This is a genomic window from Rhodoferax sp. (genome assembly GCF_034520025.1).
Lineage (GTDB): Bacteria > Pseudomonadota > Gammaproteobacteria > Burkholderiales > Burkholderiaceae_C > Allorhodoferax.
This window is the reverse complement of record NZ_JAXHNZ010000002.1, coordinates 1,545,298-1,560,509: the sequence shown is the minus strand read 5'-3', so window position 1 is coordinate 1,560,509 and position 15,212 is coordinate 1,545,298. Positions and strand designations below refer to the sequence as shown.

Annotated in this window: 13 protein-coding genes; 4 read left to right on the top strand and 9 right to left on the bottom strand. The window is 61.6% G+C overall.

The genetic code is table 11. The annotated features are described in order from the left end of the window. Window positions 1–38 precede the first annotated feature (38 nt). The 8 genes from U5L73_RS15690 to U5L73_RS15655 form a co-directional block, all read right to left on the bottom strand. Window positions 39–1,037: a tripartite tricarboxylate transporter substrate binding protein gene (locus U5L73_RS15690; protein WP_322563209.1), complete on the bottom strand. Its 999-nt coding sequence runs from the start codon at window positions 1,035–1,037 to the stop codon at window positions 39–41. A gap of 43 nt (window positions 1,038–1,080) precedes the next feature. Continuing rightward, window positions 1,081–2,691, bottom strand: a complete 1,611-nt coding sequence (garD, locus tag U5L73_RS15685) for a galactarate dehydratase (RefSeq protein WP_322563208.1) — start codon at window positions 2,689–2,691, stop codon at window positions 1,081–1,083. Window positions 2,692–2,696: 5 nt separating this feature from the next. After that, window positions 2,697–3,962, bottom strand: a complete 1,266-nt coding sequence (locus U5L73_RS15680; RefSeq protein WP_322563207.1) for a glucarate dehydratase family protein — start codon at window positions 3,960–3,962, stop codon at window positions 2,697–2,699. Window positions 3,963–3,968: 6 nt separating this feature from the next. Next, window positions 3,969–5,252 carry a TRAP transporter large permease gene (locus U5L73_RS15675; RefSeq protein WP_322563206.1) on the bottom strand — a complete coding sequence of 428 codons (1,284 nt, stop codon included), beginning with the start codon at window positions 5,250–5,252 and terminating at the stop codon, window positions 3,969–3,971. Further along, complete coding sequence (locus tag U5L73_RS15670) at window positions 5,252–5,779, bottom strand: TRAP transporter small permease (protein ID WP_322563205.1); 528 nt, start codon at window positions 5,777–5,779, stop codon at window positions 5,252–5,254. Before U5L73_RS15670 ends, U5L73_RS15675 begins: the two co-directional genes overlap by 1 nt. A gap of 64 nt (window positions 5,780–5,843) precedes the next feature. Beyond that, on the bottom strand, window positions 5,844–6,827 hold the full coding sequence (locus U5L73_RS15665; protein ID WP_322563204.1) for a TRAP transporter substrate-binding protein: 984 nt from the start codon (window positions 6,825–6,827) through the stop codon (window positions 5,844–5,846). 29 nt (window positions 6,828–6,856) lie between these two features. Beyond that, entirely contained in the window at window positions 6,857–7,771 is a 915-nt protein-coding gene (locus U5L73_RS15660; protein ID WP_322563203.1) for an SMP-30/gluconolactonase/LRE family protein, read from the bottom strand. Window positions 7,772–7,778: 7 nt separating this feature from the next. After that, a complete protein-coding gene (locus U5L73_RS15655) occupies window positions 7,779–8,615 on the bottom strand; it encodes an NAD(P)-dependent oxidoreductase (protein ID WP_322563202.1) in 837 nt (278 codons plus the stop codon). 85 nt (window positions 8,616–8,700) lie between these two features. On the opposite strand from U5L73_RS15655, the gene U5L73_RS15650 reads away from it, so the two are divergent. Next, a complete protein-coding gene (locus U5L73_RS15650) occupies window positions 8,701–9,480 on the top strand; it encodes a FadR/GntR family transcriptional regulator (protein ID WP_322563201.1) in 780 nt (259 codons plus the stop codon). Window positions 9,481–9,551: 71 nt separating this feature from the next. Continuing rightward, window positions 9,552–10,904 carry a glucarate dehydratase gene (gudD, locus tag U5L73_RS15645; protein WP_322563200.1) on the top strand — a complete coding sequence of 451 codons (1,353 nt, stop codon included), beginning with the start codon at window positions 9,552–9,554 and terminating at the stop codon, window positions 10,902–10,904. A 98-nt stretch (window positions 10,905–11,002) separates the two neighbouring features. Here the strand turns inward: gudD and U5L73_RS15640 are convergent, their stop codons facing one another. Further along, window positions 11,003–12,478 carry an 8-oxoguanine deaminase gene (locus tag U5L73_RS15640; RefSeq protein ID WP_322563199.1) on the bottom strand — a complete coding sequence of 492 codons (1,476 nt, stop codon included), beginning with the start codon at window positions 12,476–12,478 and terminating at the stop codon, window positions 11,003–11,005. A gap of 184 nt (window positions 12,479–12,662) precedes the next feature. Between U5L73_RS15640 and U5L73_RS15635 the strand changes: the two genes are divergently transcribed. Both U5L73_RS15635 and galE read left to right on the top strand, forming a co-directional pair. Next, the gene (locus U5L73_RS15635; RefSeq protein WP_416221322.1) at window positions 12,663–14,069 is read left to right on the top strand and encodes a glycerate kinase type-2 family protein; all 1,407 of its coding nucleotides are present in this window, start codon (window positions 12,663–12,665) and stop codon (window positions 14,067–14,069) included. 87 nt (window positions 14,070–14,156) lie between these two features. Next, window positions 14,157–15,191: a UDP-glucose 4-epimerase GalE gene (gene galE / locus U5L73_RS15630; RefSeq protein ID WP_322563197.1), complete on the top strand. Its 1,035-nt coding sequence runs from the start codon at window positions 14,157–14,159 to the stop codon at window positions 15,189–15,191. The last annotated feature ends 21 nt before the right edge of the window (window positions 15,192–15,212 follow it).

The window sequence follows — 15,212 nt, the reverse complement described above, 5'->3', positions numbered from 1 at the left end:
GAACTGTCGGTTCTGCGGGAGCGGGGTTCAAAGCCGATTTATTCCGCCTTGATGTTGGCGGCCTTGATGACCCTATTCCACTTGTCAACTTCCGCTTTTTGGTACTCCAAAAGCTGAGCAGGCGTCATGCTGGAGGGTTCCATTCCAAAGCCCTTGAGCTTGGCTTGCACGTCAGGCTGGCTCAAAACTTTCATGACCTCCGCATGCAAACGGTCGATCACAGCTTGGGGCGTGTTGGCGGGCACAAACATGGCTTGCCAAGACACCATGTCAAAGCCTTTTTGACCACTCTCAGCGATGGTTGGGACATTTGAATAGCCGGGTACACGTTGGCTTCCCGTGATGGCGATGGCGCGCAGACGGCCGCTCTGGATGTGAGGACCTACTACAAGGCTGGTATCAAACATCATGTCCAGTTGACCACTCACCAAATCCTGAACAGCGGGTGCAGAGCCTTTGTAGGGGGCATGGGTGAACTTGACACCGGATTGATGGGACAGCAGCTCCAGCGCCATATGCGGAGAGGTACCGATGCCGGGAGAGCCTGAGCTCAGGCCGCCGCTCTTTGCGCGACTTGCCTTCAACAGATCATCCAAGGTGCGTATCGGGCTGCTCGCAGGCACGACCAACAGCAGTGGACTCACGCCCAACATGGCGACAGGTGCAAACGACTTGACCATGTCGTACCCGATGGGGCTGGTGTACAGGCTGCCGTTGATGGAGTGGGAGCTGATGGTGCCCCCCAGCAGGGTATATCCGTCAGCCGGCGCGCGCAAGGCGATTGCCGACCCGACACTGCCGCCGGCGCCGCCCTTGTTGTCAATCACCAGCGGAGTGCCCAATGCGTTGGACAGTGGCTGTGCAATGAGCCGGGCGATGGTGTCTGTATTGCCGCCCGGCGGGAAAGGCACCACATAGGTGATTGCTTTGCCGGCAGGCCACAGGCCCTGCGCGTGGGTTGACACGCCCGCCAATCCGGCGGTCAGGCTACCAGCGACCGTGATGAGAGTGCGTTTGACGAGTGTTCTGCGATCCATGTTGTGTCTCCTTGTTTTGTCTGTCGTTGAGGAATAACGGAACTCAGGTAATGGGGGCCGGGTTGAACAGCACCAGCGCGTTGTGCAATTTCCAGTGTTCAGCCCAGGTTTTTTTGCGGCCGCTGGCCACCTCCAACATGAGGTGAAAGAGTTCCCAGCCCATGTCCTCAATCGTGGCGTCGCCATCCGCAATGCGGCCGGCGTTCACGTCCATCAGGTCGTGCCAGCGGCGGGCCAGGTCGGTGCGAGTGGCCACCTTGATGACCGGGCACTCGGCCAGGCCGTAGGGTGTGCCGCGGCCGGTGGTGAACACATGCAGGTTCATGCCGGCGGCCAGCTGTAGCGTGCCGCAGATGAAGTCGCTGGCGGGGGTGGCGGCGTAGTGCAGGCCCTTGTGTTGCAGCTTCTCGCCCGGTGACAACACGCCGCTGATGGGCGCGGTGCCGGACTTGATGATGGAGCCCATGGCCTTCTCCACGATATTGGACAGGCCGCCGGCTTTGTTGCCCGGGGTGGTGTTGGCGCTGCGGTCGGCTTGGCCGCGGCCCAGGTAGGCGTCGTACCAGGCCATCTCGCGGGCCATGGCATCGGCAATCTCAGGGGTGGTGGCGCGGGCGGTCATCTGGTCCACCGCATCGCGTACCTCGGTGGTCTCCGAGAACATGACCGTGGCACCGGCTCGCACCAGCAGGTCGGTGCAGAAGCCCACAGCCGGGTTGGCGGTAACACCAGAGAACGCATCGCTGCCGCCACACTGCACGCCCACCACCAGCTCGCTGGCCGGAATAGTCTCGCGCTTGCGGGCGTTGAGTCGCTCCAGGTGGGGCACGGCGGAGGCCAGTACCGAATCGATCATGCTCATGAAGCCCACATGCTTGTCGGCCTGCAGGCACACCACATCGAGTTCAGACGCAGTTTGAGTGCCAAATGTGCCTGTAGCGCCCGTAATATATGCGCGAACAGCTACTATTTCTATAGCGTTCGGAAGGGGGGGAAACAGCCGCTCGGGCTGCAGCTTCTCGCAGCCCAGGCTCACCACCATCACCTCGCCGCCAAAGTTGGGGTTCTTGGAGATGTTGCGCAGGGTACGGATGGGAATGATGGCGTCGGGTGCGTCAATGGCCACACCGCAGCCGTAGCTGTGCTCCAGGCCAATCACGTCGTCCACGTTCGGGTAGCGCGGCAGCAGCTGCTCCTTGATGCGCTGCACCGCAAAGTCCACCACGCCGGCCACACATTGAACCGTGGTGGTGATGGCCAGGATGTTGCGCGTGCCCACCGAGCCATCAGCGTTGCGGTAACCCTCGAAGGTGTAACCCTCCAGCGGCTCGGCATTCCAGGCGCCTGCTGTCGAACGGGGCAGGTCCGCCAAGGAGCGGGCTGCAGGCATGTGCAGCATGCGCTCATGCACCCAGGCGCCCGCAGGAATGTTTTGCAGCGCATAACCAATCGGCACGTTGTAGCGCAGCACAGCGGCGTCTTTGGCAATCGGCACCAAGGCCACCTTGTGGCCTTGCGGCACACGGTCCACCAGGGTCAGGCCGCCGGGCAACACAGTTCCCGCAGGCAGGCCGCCATCGTTGGCCACAATGGCCACGTTGTCGGCCGCATGCATGCGGATCGTGAGTGGTGGGCGTGGGTTGGGGGCAGACATAGCGTTCAAAACCGTGGTTTGATTTGGGTCCACTCGGGGCGGTAGCGCTGCATCTGGGCCACGTCGTTGCGGGTGCGTATACGGCAGACCTTGAACGCCTGGTGCAGTTCGGCCAGCTTGGCCTGGTCCAGTTCCACGCCCAGGCCGGGCTTGTCGGTCAGATGTACGCAGCCGCCCACAATCGGCACCTTGCCGCCCACCAACACCTCGTCGCTTTGCCATGGGTAGTGGGTGTCACAGGCGTAGCTCAGGTGTTGCACCGAGGCGGCCAAGTGCGTCATCGCCATGAGGCTGATGCCCAGATGCGAGTTGGAGTGCATGGACAGACCCAGGCCAAAGGTTTGGCAGGTTTGTGCCAAGGCCTGGGTGGCACGCAGACCGCCCCAAAAGTGGTGGTCGCTCAGCAAAATTTGCACGGCATTGAGTTCAATGCTGCGCTTGAGCTCCGCCCAGTTGGTGATGACCATGTTGCTGGCCAGGGGCATGCCGGTGGCTTGGTGCAGCGCGGCCATGCCTTCCAGCGTGGGCGTCGGGTCTTCGTAATATTCCAGGCTGCCGCGCAGCTTGTCGGCCACTTTCAGGCTGGTCGCCATGCTCCAGTTGCTGTTGGGGTCGATGCGCAGGGGTTGGTTGGGGAAGGCGGCCTTGAGCGCCAGAATGGCATCGGCTTCCTCCATGGGGTCGAACACACCGGCCTTGAGCTTGATGCTCTCGAACCCGTATTGGTCGATCATCTTGCGCGCCTGCTGAACAATTTGTTCCGCGTTCACGGCTTCGCCATAGGGGTCGGGGGCGTACTCGGGGTCCACCGACGCATCCCATTTGTAGAACAAATAGGCCGAGTACGACACCTTGTCACGCACCGCGCCGCCCAGCAGCTCGACCAAGGGGATGCCCAGGGTGCGCGCCTGCAGGTCCATGAAGGCCACTTCAAATGCCGAGAACGCGCTGGTCACCAGGTTGCTGGCGAGCGAGCCGGGTGCCAGCTCCATTTCTACGTGGCCGGTGTTGACTTGGGGCGCCAGTGCTTTGAGCCGGGCCAGCATGCCATTGAGGTCAAAGGCCGACATGCCGACCAGGTGGGGTGCTGCACGTGTCAGCAGGCCCAGCACCGGCGCGTCGCCATAGGTTTCGCCCAAGCCCACCATGCCATTGGCGCCCACCACCTCGATGATGGAGCGCAGGCCGAAGGGTTCGTGAACCCCCGCCGCATTGAGCAAAGCGGGGTCTTTGATGGCGATCGGGGTGACCCGAACTGCAGTGATCTTCATGGCGGTTTACTTCAGCAACAGATTGGGCAGCCACATGGAGAGCGCAGGGATATAGGTCACCGCAATCAACACCGTCATCAGTGCCGCGAAGAATGGCAGCAGGGCCTTCACCACCTGTTCGATCGGGAGCTTTGCCACCGCAGCTCCCACGAAGAGCACGCCACCTACCGGAGGCGTGATCAGGCCCATCCCCAGGTTGACCATCATGATCATCCCGAAGTGCACGGGATCCACTCCCAAGCTGGTTACGATAGGTAGCAAGATGGGCGTCATGATCAGGATCAGTGGCGCCATGTCCATTAACGTGCCCAGCACGAGCAACAGAATGTTGATCATCAGCAGGACGGTGTACTTGTTGTCTGATACGCTGGTGAACAGGTTCGTGATCAGCGTTGGAATCTGCATCAGGGTCATGATGTATCCGAAGCTCGCGGCAAAGCCGATCAGGATCATCACAATCGCTAGCGTCTTTACCGTGCGGTGGGCCAGCTTGGGCAGCTCGGTCCATTTGTAGTCGCGGTAAATGAACATCGTCACAAAGAATGCCCAGACCACAGCCACTGCGGCCGACTCGGTGGCTGTAAACACGCCGGACAAGATACCGCCCAGAATGATCACCATGGTCATCAGACCCCAGAGTGCATCTGCGCAGATGCGCAGCGCCTCTTTCATGGGGATACGGCGGCCGGCCGGAAAATTGCGTTTTCTTGCAATCACCAGACACATCGCGGCCAATGTCAGTCCCAACAACAAGCCGGGTAAAACGCCCGCCAGAAATAGTGCGGCAATCGACACGGAACCACCCGCAGCCAGTGAGTAGATCACGGCGTTGTGGCTGGGGGGAATCAAAATGGCTTGGACCGAACCACTGACAGTCACCGCAGTGGCGAAGTCGCGCGGGTACCCCTTCTTCTCCATTTCCGGGACCATCACGGATCCAATGGACGCGGTATCTGCCATGGCAGAGCCGGAGATGGCACCAAAGAAAGTGGACGCCAAGATATTGACCAGCGACAAGCCGCCGCGCACAAAGCCCACCAGCACTTCAGCGAATGCGATCAAGCGCCGGGACATCCCTCCTTCGGCCATGATGGCGCCGGCCAGCACGAAGAAGGGAATAGCCAATAGTGAGAATTTATTGACGCCACTGGCAATGGCAATCATCACGGCGTCGTAGGGTAAATCGATCCACCACGCGCCTATGAGCGCCGAGAGGCCTAGCGCATAGGCTACAGGCATGCCGATGATCATCAGCACTGCAAAAGAGCCCAAGAGTACGAGCGCGTCCATCAGATGGTCTCCGGTTCGGGGGTGGCGTGGTCATACGTCACGATGGCCCGCTGGTGTTGAGAGCCGAACACGACGTGTTCGACGATAAAAATCAGAGTAATCAGACCGCCCAGTGGCACCGGAAGGTAGGTGGCGCCCACCGGCATCCAGGGTATCTCGCCAATGTTCTGGCCCCAGGTTTGAATGCAGAGCTTGAAGCCATAAATCGTGCTGAAAACGGCGACCAGGGCCATCAGTGCATGCACGACGTACACCAGAAGCTGACGCAACACCCGCGGCAAACGATCGGTCACCATGGCCACAGCAATGTGCGCGCCTGCGCGGTAGGCCGCGGCTGCACCGAAGAAGGTGAAGACCACCATCAACAAAATAGAAATAGGCTCTGGCCAGCGAGACCCGGTGCCCAGCACGTAGCGGGCAAAGATGCCCCACGGAATGATCAGTGACATCACAAAGATCGATCCGCCAGACAGCCAGATACAGGCGGAGTAGAGCGCATCGCTCCCACGCAATAGATTGTTTTTCATGGAGTTCCAGAGAACAAAACAGAGGGTGCCCGGAAGGTCGGGCACCCCATCCACACTGGTTGGATTACTTGGTTGCAGCGATGCGTTGCATCAGGTCGGTGAACTTGGTGCCGTACTTGGCGCGCACCGGGGCGGTGGCGTCAAAGAACAGTTTTTGGTCCACGGGTACAAACTCCACGCCAGCAGCCTTGAGCTTGGCGGAGTAGTCTTCCACGCTCTTGTCCCACAGCACGCGTTGCTCCATTTGGGCTTCGCGGGCCAGCTTCTTGACCAGAGTTTTGTCATCGGCAGACAGCTTGTCCCACGCCACTTTGGACATCACCAGCAGCTCGGGGATGATCAAGTGGTTGGTCTGTGCGTAGTACTTGGTGCCGGTGGTGTAGTGGTTGCTGGTAAACATGCTGGGCGGGTTGTTTTCCGCACCGTCAATCACGCCGGTTTGCAGCGCGCTGAACACTTCACCGTAGGCCATGGAGATGCCGTTGCCGCCCATCGCGTTCATGGTGTCGACAAACAGGGGGTTGCCCATCATGCGGACTTTCACACCCTTGAGGTCAGCTGGCGACTTGACCAACTTTTTGGTGTAAAGGCTGCGAGCGCCACCGTCCATCCAGCCCAGGCCTACCAAGCGCGCGGGGCTGGCAGTCACTTTGTCTAGTAATTCGGCACCGATCGGGCCGTCAATCACGGCGCGCATGTGCGGGATGTCACGGAACACAAAGGGCATGTTGAATACATCCACATCGGGCACCACCGGACCGACTACACCCAGCGAGATGCGCACGATCTGGATCGCGCCGATCTGGGCTTGCTCCACGGCTTCTTTTTCCTGGCCCAGCACGGCGCCGGGGAACATTTGCATCTTGATGCGGCCATTGGTGGCAGCTTCGAGCTTCTTGCCCATGCTTTCCACAGCCACCACCGTGGGGTAACCCGCGGGGTGCGTATCTGTGGCCTTCAAGACCATGTTTTGGGCTTGAGCGCTCAGGCCAGTGCACAGGGCGATCGCAGCAACGGCAGATGCCACAAAGGTTCTACGGAAGGTCATGTTGTCTCCTCTTTGGGTTTGGTTTGGGGTTAACGGACGGGAAAACGGGAAAACAAGGGTTCGGGCAAGCCCTGCACGCCGGGCTCCAAGACCAGCAGTGCGCCGTCCAGCGTGGCATCGAAGCCGGGTGCGGGGCTGGCAGGGCGGATGGATGTGACAAACAAGTGGCGCAGCTCAGGCCCGCCAAAGGCGCACATGGCCGGCTTGCTCACTGGCACGGCGACCGACTGCAGCCGCGTGCCCTCGGGGCTGAAGCGGTGGATCTGGCCTGCGTCGTTGCCGCATATCCAGTAACAGCCTTCTGCATCTACCGCTGCGCCATCGGGGCGGCCGGGCAGGGCTCGCATGTCGACCCAAGCGGCCTGCGGACCCCAGGTGCCGGTGGCGGTTTCGAAGGAGTGTTTCCAGATCTGTTGGCGGCTGGGGTGCGAATCCGACAAATAGGCGGTGGCTCCATCCGGGCTGAAAGCCATCCCGTTGGGGGTGATGTAGCCCTTAAGTACGGGACCGCGCAGGCCGCTCTCGTCCAAGCCGTAGATGCCCCCGGCAGGGCTGGCAAGCCCCATGTCGCGGACCATTGTGCCCGCCCAGAAGCGGCCTTGGTGGTCGCAGCAACCGTCATTGAAGCGCATGCTCGGGTGCGGGTGGGCCACGCTGGCCAACAGGCTGACGTGGGCCACCGGCGGTTCACCCAAGGTGACTTCAAAAATACCCGTCTCCATCGCGGCAATCAGGGTTCCGCGCTCGGTCATGGCGATGCAGCCCACGCGTTCGGGCAATGTCCAAGTACTTTGGTGGCGATTGACCCAGTTCAGTCGGTGAATGAACGGGCCTTCAATGTCGACCCAGTAAAGACACTGGTTGGCCACGGACCAGACCGGGCTCTCGCCCACTTGGTCGCGGCTGATGCTGATGGCCTCTACGGCAGGGGTGTGAACAGACACAGACACCTCAAGCGGTTTTCTTGTGGGGCAGGTGCGCTGTCATGGGCTCGCCCTGAAACAAGAAGCCGCCGCCTTGGTAGATCACGGCCGGATCCGTCACATCGGGTTCCGGTGTGCGTACGTAGACGGCCTCGCGGAACGGGTCGGAGCTGTCCTGCGGCACGTAGCCTACGTGGCGAGCCGCGCTGTTGTCGTACCAGGTAACTGCGTTATCCGACATGCCGAAAATTGCGGTGTGGCCCAGTACCGGGGTGGTCAGGCAGGCAGTCACCAGGCGGTGCAGGTCGTCAAAACTCAGCCAGCTGGCCAGCATGCGGCGGTCATTGGGTTCAGCAAAGCTGGAACCGATGCGCACGCACGCCGTCTCGATGCCGTAGCGGTCAAAGTACATCCGGGACAGGTCTTCACCAAAGGCCTTGCTCACGCCATACAGGCTGTCAGGCCGGGCAGGGTGGTTCAGGGTGATGGTTTCGCTTTGCTTGTAGTAACCGGTCACGTGGTTGGAACTGGCGAACACCACACGCTTCACGCCATGCTTGCGAGCAGCTTCGTACAAGTTGTAAACGCCCAAAATGTTGGCTTGCAGGATGGGCTCGAACGGGCCTTCCACGGATATGCCGCCGAAATGCACGATGGCGTTCACGCCTTTGACCATCGCATCTACCGCTGCGGCATCGGCCAAGTCAGCTAGCACCACCTCTTCGCCGGCACGGGCAGTGCCGAAATCGCTGCGATCTGAGAGGCGCAAGACCTCGCAGTTAGCCTTCAAACGGTCGCGCATGGCAGTGCCTAGGCCGCCTGCAGCGCCGGTCATCAGCAAAGTGTGGTGTACTTTGATTGTCATGAAATAGAGAGCTGAATTGTCAGTTGTATGTTGTCTGATGTGTTAAATTGTGGTCATCGTCTCAGACCGCGTCAAGGACTTTTCCATGGACCTAGTGCAAACCCCTAGAACAATTGCAGCGTCTGGTGCAACACCGGAGGCGACCGACGTTTTGCGCCCGCGCCGCGCCAAAGGCTTGGTAAACGAAGTGGTCGAAAGTCTGGCTGCCAGCATCCGCGAAGGCGCGATCCAACCCGGCGACAAACTGCCCACCGAGTCGGAAATCATGGGCCGGTTTGATGTCAGCCGCACCGTGGTGCGCGAAGCCATTTCGCGCCTGCAAGCCAACCGCTTGGTAGAGACCCGCCACGGTGTGGGTACCTTTGCACTGGCGCCGCAAAGCAGCGGCAACTTCCAGATTGCCGACGTGGACTTTGCCACCGTCGCCGATGTGATTGCCTTGCTGGAGCTGCGGATTTCGTTGGAAACCGAAGCTGCGGGCCTGGCCGCACAACGCCGGACTGAAGCCAATTTGCAGGCCATGCAGGCCATGCTGGATGCGTTCCAAAAGTCAATTGAAGAAGACTCGGATGCGGTGCCTTCTGACTTCAGCTTTCACATGGAAGTTGCCAAGTCCACGGGTAACCGTCACTTTGCGGACCTGATGACTTACCTGGGCACCATGATCATTCCACGCACCCGTATCAACACCGCGAGCAGTGCGCCGGAAGGGCGCTTGGCGTACTTGCGGCGGGTGCATGGTGAGCATGAATACATCTTCAACGCGATCCGTAATCAGGATGCGGATGCGGCTCGCGCCGCCATGCGCACTCACCTGGCTAACAGCAAGGACCGATTGAGAAAGTCGCAGCCCGACGCGGTTTAGTTGTATGATGTCTTACATGTGGGGGCGCCACCCTTCCTTCCATTTCGAGCGCCCCGCCAAGGAGATTGACCATGACCCCGTCTGACAAAGCCTCTGCGCGCGGCACCCCTGTGGTGACTGCGCTGCGCGTCATCCCGGTTGCCGGCCATGACGGCATGTTGATGAACCTGAGCGGTGCCCACGCGCCTTTCTTTACCCGCAACATCGTCATCCTGACCGATAGCAGCGGCAACACCGGTGTGGGCGAAGTGCCCGGCGGCGAGAAGATCCGCCAGACGCTGGAAGATGCCGCCTCCTTGGTGGCGGGGCAATCCATTGGCAACTACAACGCCGTCCTCAACCGCATGCGCGAAGCCTTTGCCGCCCGCGACAGCGAAGGCCGTGGCCTGCAGACCTTTGACTTGCGCGTGGCGATCCATGCGGTCACTGCAGTGGAAAGCGCATTGCTCGATTTGCTGGGCAAATTCCTCGGCGTTCCGGTGGCGGCCTTGCTGGGCGATGGCCAACAACGCAGCAGCGTCGCGGTGCTGGGTTACCTGTTTTATGTGGGCGACCGCCAGAAGACTGACTTGCCCTACATCAATGAGCCCGATGAGACCGACGACTGGAGGCGCCTGCGCCACGAAAAAGCGATGGACGCAGACGGCGTGGTACGCCTGGCCGAGGCTGCGTATGCGCGCTACGGCTTTCAGGATTTCAAGCTCAAGGGAGGTGTGCTGCGCGGCGAAGAAGAGGTGGAGGCCATTCGCGCCTTGCATGCCCGCTTCCCGCAAGCCCGCATCACACTGGACCCGAACGGCGGTTGGCTGTTGAATGACGCGGTCCGCCTGTGCCGCGATCTGCATGGCGTGATGGCTTACGCCGAAGACCCCTGTGGTGCGGAAGGTGTGTTTTCCGGCCGTGAAGTCGTGGCCGAGTTCCGTCGCGCCACCGGCCTGCCCACTGCCACCAATATGATTGCCACCGACTGGCGCGAGCTGGCGCATTCGCTGGCCTTGCAGTCCGTGGATATTCCCTTGGCCGACCCGCACTTCTGGACCATGCAGGGTTCGGTGCGGGTGGCGCAGGTGTGCCAGACCTGGGGCCTGACCTGGGGCTCGCATTCCAACAACCACTTTGATGTCTCGCTGGCCATGTTCACTCATGTAGCGGCCGCCGCACCCGGCAAGGTCACGGCGATTGATACGCACTGGATCTGGCAAGACGGCCAGCGCCTGACCACAGCCCCCCTGCAAATTGTGGGCGGGCAGATCGCCGTGCCCACCACCCCCGGCTTGGGTGTGGAGCTGGACATGGTCGAGGTGGAAAAAGCCCACCAGCTCTACTTGCAGCACGGTTTGGGCGCACGTAACGACGCGATGGCCATGCAGTACCTGATCCCCGGCTGGAGGTTCGACCCCAAGCGCCCCTGCCTCGTGCGTTGAGGCTTGAATTGGCCTCTAGCGCCCGTAGATATTGCGCAAGTAGCTCCTATTTCAGGAGCAAATCCGCGCTATTGGCTTTAGCTACTGCGCAGGTGAGGTCAGTGGACTGCAGACGCAGCCAGCTGCAGCGCCAGCCGGTTGTGGCGCTCCATCAGCGGGCCGAGGTCTACCGTTTTCAGGTGACCTTCACGCACCAGCACTTTGCCATTCACGATGGTGTAGTCCGCTTGCGGGCTGGCACACAGCAGCAGGCTGCCGACAGGGTCGTGCACCGCGCCACCGGCAAAGCCCAGCGTATCCAGATCAAACAGCACCAGGTCTGCACACATGCCTACCGCCAAGTGGCCTATGTCTTTTCGGCCCAGTACTTGCGCGCCACCCCGAGTGGCTACGCTCAGGGTATCCCGGGCGGTCATTTCGGCCGGGCCCAAATCGCAACCGAAGAAGGTACGGCGCTCGCCGCTGGGCAGCACACGTTCTTCGGGAGGCTGCATGGCACGGCCCACGCGGGCCAGCAGCAGGGCCTGCCGGGCTTCGTTCACCATGTGGGCAGCGTCATTGCTGGCACTGCCGTCCACGCCCAAGCCTACCGGCACGCCGGCGTTCAGCATTTTGCGAATGGGGGCAATGCCGCTGGCCAAGCGCATATTGCTACAGGGGCAGTGCGCTACACCGGTGCGGCTGGCGGCAAACAGGCTGATGCCCTCCTCATCCAGCTTCACGCAGTGGGCGTGCCACACGTCCTCACCCAGCCAGCCCAGGTCCTGGGCGTATTGGGTGGGGGTGCAGCCGAACTTTTCGCGGCTGTAGGCGAGGTCGTGGTCGTTTTCGGCCAGGTGGGTGTGCAGGCGCACACCTTGGCCCTTGAAGCTGCGTGCCAGCAAGGCGGATTCGCGCATCAGATCGCGGCTCACGCTGAACGGCGAGCAGGGCGCCAGCGCTACATTCAGCATGGAGCCCCAGCGTGCGTCGTGGTGCTGCTCGATCAGCCGTTGGCTTTCTTTGAGGATGAAGTCTTCTTGTTCCACCACCCGGTCCGGCGGCAGGCCGCCTTGGCTCTGGCCCACGCTCATGCTGCCGCGGGTGGCCACAAAGCGCATGCCGATCTCTGCGGCCGCGTGAATGCTGTCGTCCAGCTTCACTTTGCCGTGGGGGCCGTTGGGGTAGATGTACAGGTGGTCGCTGCTGGTGGTGCAGCCGCTCATCAGCAGTTCGGCCATGGCGATCTGGGTGCTCACTTGCACCATCTCGGGGGTCAGCCCCGCCCAGATGGGGTAAAGCCCGCGCAGCCAGCCGAACAGCTCCGCGTTCTGCACACCGGGTATGGCTCGCGTGAGACTTTGGTACATGTGGTGGTGGGTGTTCACCAGCCCGGGGGTGACCAGATGGCGCTGCGCGTCAATCACCTCGGCGGCTTGCAGCGCGTGTGGCGGCAGGTCGGCCGCAGTGCCAATGAAAGCGATACGGTTACCCTCGATGTAAATCGAAGCCTTGCGCAGCTCGGTGGATTGCGCCGGGTCGGCGTTGTCAAAGGTGGCAACCGCGTGCGCGTTGTGGATCAGCAAAGTGCCCATGAATGTGTGTCTCCGTCAAACAAGTGCTCCACCGGTCAAGGTGGTTCCTGTCGAGGCCGAATCCCACTGGCCGGCCGTTTTGACCACCAGAGGCGAGCACCACGTTGCCGAGCATCCCGGGCTGTGCTTACGCGCTATGCGCACCTGAATTTTGCCCCATTTACTTTTGCATCAAGCGATGAACATGCCAAGACCTGAAACCCTTCCCCAAGCGACTGCGCATTCGCCCGCCCATTTCTCTGACAGGGCCCCTCGCGAGTTGCTGAGCCAGCTGTACTGGGCTGCGGTGCGCCAGGCGCTGCCGGCCCACACGCTGGGTGGGTATTTGCCTGAGCCGCCCAAGGGGCGCACCCTGGTGCTGGGTGCTGGCAAGGCCGGTGGCGCCATGGCCCATGCGCTGGACGCGCTGTGGCCCCGAGACCTGCCTATGTCGGGCCTGGTGGTAACGCGCTATGGCCATACGCCACCTTTGCCTGCGGACGCTGCCCCTGCCCGCATTGAAGTGGTGGAAGCTGCCCACCCGGTGCCGGATGCCGCAGGCTTGGCCGCAGCCCAACGCATCCTAGCCTTGACCGAAGGGCTCACCGCGGACGATTTGGTGATCTGCCTGATCTCCGGTGGTGGTTCATCCTTGCTGACGCTGCCCGCGCAGTGGGAGGTGGACGGCGTGCAGGGCGGCATCAGCCTGGAGCTCAAACAGCGCATCAACAAGCTCTTGCTGGAGAGCGGCGCCAGCATTCAGGAGATGAACTGCGTGCGCAAGCACCTGTCCGCCATCAAGGGCGGGCGCCTGGCCGCAGCCTGCTACCCTGCCAAGGTGGTGACGCTGCTGATCAGCGATGTGCCGGGCGACGACCCGAGCGTCATCGCCAGCGGCCCCACCGTGCCGGACCCCACGACCTGCGCAGACGCGCTATCGATTTTGAATCGCCTCGCGCAGGATGCATCGGCGCTGGAGGCTGATTTCGTTCTCAAGGCGCTGGAGTCCGGCGTATTGGAAACTCCCAAGCCCGGTGATGCCGTGTTTGCCAACAACACGGTCCACCTGATCGCCGCGCCCCAGCAGTCGCTCGAAGCTGCCGCCGATTTGGCCCGCAGCATGGGCCTGAATGCCTACATCCTCAGCGATGAGCTCGAAGGCGAGTCCCGCGAAGTGGGCAAGGTACACGCCGCCTTGGCGCGTACCGCGGCGCTCAAACCGGCTTCCGCCGTGCAACCGTTTGCCAAGCCTTGTGTGATTCTGAGTGGCGGTGAAACCACCGTGACCGTGCGCCCCCGTCGCGAGGGCGCAGCCAAAGGCCGCGGCGGACGCGCCGGCGAGTTCTGCATGGGGCTGGCCCACGGCCTGCAAGCGCAGGCCAATGTGTGGGCGCTTGCCGCTGACACCGATGGCATTGACGGGGTGGAGGACAACGCCGGTGCGCTGGTCGCCCCGGACACCCTGGCTCGTGCAGCGGCGGCTGGCGTATCTTTGAACGAATGCCTGGACCGCAACGACGCGGTGGGCTTCTTCCAGCCGCTAGGCGACCTGTTTACCACCGGCCCCACGCACACCAATGTGAACGACTTCCGGGCAATTTTGGTGTTGTAACCGCGGCAAGGTGACCGGGGGAGGTCACAAAAGCGCAGTAAAGTTCGGGCGTTCACTACAGAGCGTTAAACGCGGGAGCCCATAACAATGACATCACCTACCCCTATTTTGTTGACCGGCGGTGCCGGCTATATCGGAAGCCATACGTACGTGGCCCTCATGGAGGCCGGCTATCAGCCGGTCATCCTCGACGATTTCTCGAACAGCGACCCCGAGGTACTGCAGCGCTTGCAGCAGATTACCGGGCGCGAAGTGCTGTTCGAACGCGGCAACGCCCGCGATGGCGCCACCCTGCGCTCGATGCTGACACGCTATCAAGTGCAGGCAGTCATTCACTTCGCGGGCTTTAAAGCGGTGGGGGAGAGTGTGGCGCAGCCCCTCAAATATTTTGAGAACAACCTCGGCAGCACTATTGCGTTGCTGCAGGCGATGGCTGCGGCCGGCTGCCACAAACTGGTGTTTTCCAGCAGCGCCACGGTCTACGGCGACCCCGCATCGGTGCCGATCACTGAGTCGTTTCCGCGCAGCCACACCAATCCCTATGGCCACACCAAGCTGGTGTGTGAGGACATGATTGCCGCGCAGTGCCATGCCGAGCCTGGCTTGCGCGCCGGCGTGCTGCGTTACTTCAATCCGGTGGGCGCTCACCCCAGCGGACTCATTGGAGAAGATCCTTCCGGCATCCCGAATAACTTGATGCCGTTTGTTACCCAAGTTGCGGTGGGTAAGCGGGCGCGCTTGCAGGTCTTTGGCAGCGATTACGCCACACCCGACGGTACTGGCGTGCGCGATTACATCCACGTGCAAGACCTGGCCCAGGCTCATGTGGCGGCGGTGCGCAAGCTCTTGTCGGGTGCCGACAGTTTCACGGTGAACGTGGGCACCGGACAGGGCTACAGCGTCCTCGATGTGGTGCGCGCCTTTGAAGAAGCCAGCGGCAAACCGGTTCCTTATGACTTGGTGGCACGTCGCCCTGGTGATGTGGCCCAGTGCTACGCCGATGCCACGGTAGCCAAGACCGTCTTGGGATGGGAGGCAGTGCAAAACCTGCAATCCATGTGTGAGGATTCGTGGCGCTGGCAGAGCCGCAACCCTGATGGCTATCGCAAAGCCGCAGACTAAAAGCCCAAAGGCAGGCGACGG

Bases quoted from the DNA above. Each gene is read 5' to 3' on its own strand.
- U5L73_RS15690 (WP_322563209.1), bottom strand. From the start codon at position 1,037: ATGGATCGCAGAACACTCGTCAAACGCACTCTCATCACGGTCGCTGGT.
- garD (WP_322563208.1), bottom strand. From the start codon at position 2,691: ATGTCTGCCCCCAACCCACGCCCACCACTCACGATCCGCATGCATGCG.
- U5L73_RS15680 (WP_322563207.1), bottom strand. From the start codon at position 3,962: ATGAAGATCACTGCAGTTCGGGTCACCCCGATCGCCATCAAAGACCCC.
- U5L73_RS15675 (WP_322563206.1), bottom strand. From the start codon at position 5,252: ATGGACGCGCTCGTACTCTTGGGCTCTTTTGCAGTGCTGATGATCATC.
- U5L73_RS15670 (WP_322563205.1), bottom strand. From the start codon at position 5,779: ATGAAAAACAATCTATTGCGTGGGAGCGATGCGCTCTACTCCGCCTGT.
- U5L73_RS15665 (WP_322563204.1), bottom strand. From the start codon at position 6,827: ATGACCTTCCGTAGAACCTTTGTGGCATCTGCCGTTGCTGCGATCGCC.
- U5L73_RS15655 (WP_322563202.1), bottom strand. From the start codon at position 8,615: ATGACAATCAAAGTACACCACACTTTGCTGATGACCGGCGCTGCAGGC.
- U5L73_RS15650 (WP_322563201.1), top strand. From the start codon at position 8,701: ATGGACCTAGTGCAAACCCCTAGAACAATTGCAGCGTCTGGTGCAACA.
- gudD (WP_322563200.1), top strand. From the start codon at position 9,552: ATGACCCCGTCTGACAAAGCCTCTGCGCGCGGCACCCCTGTGGTGACT.
- U5L73_RS15640 (WP_322563199.1), bottom strand. From the start codon at position 12,478: ATGGGCACTTTGCTGATCCACAACGCGCACGCGGTTGCCACCTTTGAC.
- U5L73_RS15635 (WP_416221322.1), top strand. From the start codon at position 12,663: ATGCCAAGACCTGAAACCCTTCCCCAAGCGACTGCGCATTCGCCCGCC.
- galE (WP_322563197.1), top strand. From the start codon at position 14,157: ATGACATCACCTACCCCTATTTTGTTGACCGGCGGTGCCGGCTATATC.